The 5,514-nt window shown below is 66.0% G+C and carries 5 protein-coding genes; 4 read left to right on the forward strand and 1 reads right to left on the reverse strand.

Annotated elements, in window-relative coordinates; genetic code table 11:
• Nucleotides 1–149 precede the first annotated feature (149 nt).
• Entirely contained in the window at nucleotides 150–542 is a 393-nt protein-coding gene (locus AAGI46_15325; protein ID MEM1013577.1) for a hypothetical protein, read from the forward strand.
• Between the two features lie 122 nt (nucleotides 543–664).
• Here the strand turns inward: AAGI46_15325 and argS are convergent, their stop codons facing one another.
• Entirely contained in the window at nucleotides 665–2,452 is a 1,788-nt protein-coding gene (argS, locus tag AAGI46_15330; protein MEM1013578.1) for an arginine--tRNA ligase, read from the reverse strand.
• Nucleotides 2,453–2,605: 153 nt separating this feature from the next.
• Between argS and AAGI46_15335 the strand changes: the two genes are divergently transcribed.
• From AAGI46_15335 to AAGI46_15345, 3 genes are all read left to right on the forward strand, one after another.
• Entirely contained in the window at nucleotides 2,606–5,017 is a 2,412-nt protein-coding gene (locus AAGI46_15335) for a S41 family peptidase (protein ID MEM1013579.1), read from the forward strand.
• An 81-nt stretch (nucleotides 5,018–5,098) separates the two neighbouring features.
• Nucleotides 5,099–5,347, forward strand: a complete 249-nt coding sequence (locus tag AAGI46_15340; GenBank protein MEM1013580.1) for a DUF433 domain-containing protein — start codon at nucleotides 5,099–5,101, stop codon at nucleotides 5,345–5,347.
• On the forward strand, nucleotides 5,347–5,514 hold a 168-nt coding region (locus AAGI46_15345), incomplete at its 3' end, for a DUF5615 family PIN-like protein (GenBank protein ID MEM1013581.1). The genes AAGI46_15340 and AAGI46_15345, both read left to right, overlap by 1 nt.

The following is a 5,514-nucleotide window of genomic DNA, read 5'->3' on the forward strand; positions in this document are numbered from 1 at the left end:
CGTCACGTCCATGATCCACAGGCGGATGCGCCTCGACGACGGTGTCGAGGCCATGCGTATCGCGAATGCGGCTGGCGTGTTAAAGGTCTTGCTGACGATGTGAAAGAGACGCACGGCCCGCGGATCGCAGGTCCCAGTGCAGGGGCATCATGACGACTTCGACGACCAAACCGACCGCCATCGTGATCCGAGACAGCCGCCGCGAAAGCGACGTGCTCCTGGCGGCGGTGAAGACGGGCCATGAGGTGTTTGAGGTGGATGTGCCGGACGACGTCGAGACTCTGGTCGCCGCGACGGCTGCGCTCGCGAGGCTCGTCGTTGCGGCCCAGCAGTCTGGCGCACGCGTCGCCTTCCTGCCGCTGCGTCTTGCCGCCAGCGAAGTCGCGCAAGGCCTCGAGTGGCAACAGACGGCCGAGGAACTCCTCCGCCACGGCCACGGCCTGGATGAGCTTCGGATCGAGATGCCCCTGCTCGAACACGACGACCGCCGCCTCGACGATCTCGCCAACCAACTCGGCATGCCCAACCGCGCCGCCGCGTAGCTGTGTGCCTCGTCATCCCGAGCGCAGCCGAGGGACCTCGTCCGGCTCGGGACGCAAGGACCAAGCGAGGTCCTTCAACTCTCTGCGCTCGCTCAGGATGACGGAGAGACCCTGTATCGCGTTTACATCCGATTTGGATGCTCGATCCCCAGCAGGTCGAGCCCCTGCGCGATCGTCCGCCCGGCCAGATCGGCCAGGGCGAGTCGGCTCTGCCGCTGCTCGCCTTCGCTCTTGAGGATCGGACACGCATCGTAAAACCGGCTGAAGGCACGTGCCAGGTCGTAGAGGTAGGTGCACAGCACGTGCGGCCTCAGATCCGCGGCGACTTGTCGGACGACGTCGCCGAACTCGATCAGGGCCTTGGCCAGGGCGAGTTCTTCCTCGGCCTCGAGCGTGGTGATCCGCCCGTCCGACGTCACGCCGGCCTGTGCGGCCTTGTCCAAGACGCTCCGCACGCGGGCGTGCGCGTACTGCATGTACGGACCTGAATTGCCGTCCAGCCGGAGCATCTCGTCGAAGCTGAAGACGTAGTCGCTGGACCGGTCTTTGGAAAGGTCTGCGTACTTCACCGCGCCGATGCCAATCGCCCGCGCGAGATCGGCCTTGCTGTCGTCGGGCAGGTCGCGTGACATCTCGTCGACCACGCTCCGCGCCTTTTGAACGGCAATGTCGAGCAGGTTGAGAAGCTGCAGCACCTCGGGCCCAGCGTCGGGAGGGAGCGATTTGTCCAGGTTTTTCGTCGAAATCTTCCGCCCGTCGTGCCCGAGTACGTTGCCGAAGACCGCGTGCTCGAACGTCACGCCTCCCGGCCAGCCGGCTTGCTCGACGGCTTTGTCGTAGGTGGCGAAGAGCTGCTTGAAGTGCTGCTGCTGCTCGGCCCCAACGACGTAGATGACCCGATCGGCCTTGAGGTGTTTGGCCCGATACTCCGCGGCCGCGAGGTCGGTCGTGCCGTAGCAGAACCCGCCGTTGGACTTGCGAATCATCAGCGGGGCCTTGAAGCCGTCGGTGAAGCTGACGACGGCCCCGTCGCTCACCTCGGCCACGCCGGTGTCGAGCAGCTCCTGCGTCAAGCCCGGCAGACGATCGTTATACGAGCTCTCGCCGCGCTCGTCGTCGACGGTGAGCAGGACGCCCAGCGTCTCGTAGACCTGCTGGGTGTGCTTGCGCGTCTCGTCAACAAACCGTTGCCAGGCAACGCGTTCTTTCTCGTCGCCGCGTTGCAGGGCGACGACGGTATCGCGTGCCCGGGCTTTGAAGTCTTCGTCGGAATCGAAGCGTTGCTTGGCCTGGCGGTAGAAGCCCTCGAGGTCGCCGATGTCGGCTTCGTCCACGCCGCCGGCTTCGCGGAGCCGCTCGATGAGCATCCCGAATTGCGTGCCCCAGTCGCCTGTATGGTTTTGCCGGACAACGTCTTGGCCTAGGAAGGTGAAGACGCGGGCCAATGCGTCGCCGATGACGGTGGTCCGGATGTGCCCGACGTGCATCTGCTTGGCGATGTTCGGGCTCGAATATTCGACGACGACCCGCTGTGGATCACCGTCAGTCGCGATCCCAAGCCGTTGACTCGCAAGCGATAACGTCGCCTGCTCCGCGACCCAGTCCGGGGCGAGACGGAAGTTGATGAACCCAGGCCCGGCCACCTCGGGCGCGCTGGCGAGCATCGGCAGGTCCCCCAGCTTGGCGACCACCTGCTCGGCGATCTGACGCGGATTCGCCTTCTCGCCACGCTCCTTCTTGATCCGCCCGGCGACGCTCATCGCGGCGTTCGCCTGCAGATCGCCCATCGTATTGTTGTGACAGGCAGTGACTTGCGGATCGACGTCGTCGAACCCGCTCACCTCGGCAAAGGCTTCGGCGACGGCTTGCTGGAGGGCCTGGCGGGGCGACTGGGCGGTGGGAGGCTGCATGGTGCGCGGGCTATCGGCGCGACGTTTCGACCTGAAACTCGCGGGGCGACCGATCGTATAGTGGGCGTGAGCCACGCGGCGGCCCTAGCCGGCCAGGCCGTTTGGCTACTGCTGGCATCGACGCCGGCCGATGAACCCGTAGGTATGGCAATCATGACGATCGAGGCACCGACGCGACGAACCGACTCCTCCCGCTTCGCCGCTCGTCGGCTCCTCCTGGCCTGCACCGCTGCCGTCGCCTTCACGGGTCTCGCCTGCGTCGGTCAAGCCATTGCCGAAGAAGAGGTTCGGCCGTCGGGCGTGATGCTCGCCGGCAGCAGCGACTCGGCCGTCGGTGACGCCGTCCGCATTGCTGCTTCGCCCGAACTCGTTAATGCATCGACACTTAAGCGTCGTGCCATCGACGCGGCCCGCGACGGGCAGCTCGACGAGACGCGCGATCTGCTGACCCAGGCCTTGCAGCTCCGTCCGGACGACCCGTCGCTCCGGCAGATGGACGCGTGGGTCGCCGACTTCCAGGAGCAGCGCGAAGCCTTCGCCGCAGATCGCAAGGAAGCCTTCGAGCGTCAGGTCGCCGACGTCAAAGTGTTGCGGGACAATGGCTTCCGCTCCCATGCGATCCGAGCCGCACACGGCGCCGCCTCGCTCGCGGACGACGAGCAGGCATTCAAGAGCCAAGCGTGGGTACGCGATCTGATCGTCGAGTCCGAAAAGCTCGGCCTCGCCTACGAGGAGAACGGCCAGTGGCTCAAGGCAATGAGGGTTTGGGCGGACCTTGCGGGTATTGAGGGCCAAGAGGTGAAGTGGTCCGAAGGCCTCAAGCGGACTCAGCGACACGTCCGGCTGCTCGCGACCTACGTGCCGGAGCATCTTTCTGAGTTACGGGAGGAGACCCAAGAAGAGCTCGAGGCCGTCGACAAAGTTCTCGCCGACGCCCGCCAGGAGCCTGACTCCGACATAGACGATCCGGACGTCACCGACGGCGAGGCGGGCGATGCCGACGACGCTCCGGCGACCCGGCCGGGTACCGAAGATGCCGAAATCCTCGCCGAGGAATTCAAGCGCGACTGGCGCGACTCGGTCGAGGGCATCACGATGACGATGCTCCGCGACGCGCTGAAAGACGCCCGGCAGTACCACGTCCGCGAGTCGTCCATGCAGACGATGCTCCTCGGCGGGATTGACGCGCTCGACGCGGTCGCCACGACCCGCGGGCTCGAAGCCGCCTTCGCCTCGCTCGACGACGCCGAAGCCCGCGACCGGTTCCGCGCCGGGCTGGCTGACCTGCGCATGGGTGTCGAGGTGGGCGACGATGCCGACGACGGCGACGTGTCGACGCTGCTCCGCTCGCTGACCGCGCTGAACAACCGGACGATCCAGCTGCCCGACGAGGTGCTCGTCTCCGAGTTCGCCGACGGCTCGATGTCCGAGCTGGACCCCTTCACCGCCGTCATCTGGCCGAGCCAGGTGGCCGAGTTCCGCAAGAGCACGTCCGGCAGCTTCGTCGGCGTCGGCATCAAGATCCGCGCCGAGCAGAGCGGCGACCTCCGCGTCGTCAGCCCGCTCCTGGGTGGACCCGCCATCGAGAGCGGCATCAAGTACGGCGATGTCATCACCCACATCGACGGCAAGAGCGCCAACGGCATCAACGACTCCGATGCCGTCAAGGTCATCACCGGCGAGCCCGGCACCGAAGTCACCCTCACCATCAGAACCGTCGACGGCGACGTCACCGATCACACGCTCGTCCGCCGGGAAATCGACGTCCGATCCATCACCGGCTGGCGGCAACGCCCCGGCGGCGGGTGGGACTGGCTGGCCGACGAGGAGTCGAACATCGGCTACCTGCGCCTGACAAATTTCCAGAAGAACACGGCAGAAGAGCTCTCCGACGCCCTCGTCGAGCTCGAAGCGATGGACGTCCGCGGCATCGTCCTCGACCTCCGCTACAACCCCGGCGGCCTCCTCGGGACGGCGGTGGAGGTCTCCGACCAGTTCCTCACCGGCCGCGAGGGCAACGGCGAAATCGTCTCCACTCGCGGCGAACGCAACGTCGTCCGCCGTCAGGCCTATCGCGCCAGCCGAAGCCGCGACGACGTCCGCGTGCCGATGGTCGTCTTGGTCAACGGCTACTCCGCCTCGGCCAGCGAGATCGTCAGCGGAGCGCTCAAGGACAACGGCCGAGCACTGGTCGTCGGCGAGCGCACCTTCGGCAAGGGGAGCGTGCAAATGCTCTTCAACCTCGGCAGCCGCGGCGCCGAGGCATGGCTGAAGCTCACCACCAGCCACTACTACCTGCCCAGCGGCCGAAACATCCACAAGGAAGAGCTCGATACCGAGTGGGGCGTCGACCCGGACGTCGTGGTGCAGATGACGCCCACCCAGGCCCGCGACGCCATCCTCGCCCGCCAAGCCCTGGACGTCCTCCGCGATGACGGCACCGCCGCCACGGTCAAGGTCGACGACGAGGACCAGGACGCGATGGAAGTCCTCCTCGACAGCGACGCCCAGCTCTCCGCGGCCTTGCTGCTGCTCCGCATGCAACTGGCGAGCGATGCGGTCTGAACCGATCGAGGTGAGAGGGGAATGCTTCGCCCGGCGTCTCGACTCATCGTCAGCATGCCGCGTCCGCTAAACTGAACAGCGATGGACTGGCGAGAGCACATCACGGTCGATCCAGCAATCTGTCACGGCAAGGCATGCCTCAAAGGAACGCGTGTCCTCGTGAGCGTCGTCCTCGACAATCTCGCTGCAGGTTTCACGCCTCAAGGGATTCGTGAGAGCTACCCGACGGTCACTGCCGAGCATGTCGCCGCTGCCCTGGCCTACGCGGCAGAGTTGTCGCGTGAACGTGTAATCGCGCTACCTTCGTCGCAGACGTCGAAAGTCGCGTGATGCCGCTTGCGTTCAAGATCGACGAAAATCTGCCCCAGGAAGCCGCAGCGTTGCTGAGAGAAGCCGGCTACGACGCTGTCACGGTGATCGACCAAGGCCTCGAAGGTGGCGCGGATGACCCTCTCGCTGAGATCTGCCGGGCAGAGGGCAGGGCACTCGTCACGCTC

This window comes from Planctomycetota bacterium (assembly GCA_038746835.1).
Taxonomy (GTDB): domain Bacteria; phylum Planctomycetota; class Phycisphaerae; order Tepidisphaerales; family Tepidisphaeraceae; genus JBCDKH01.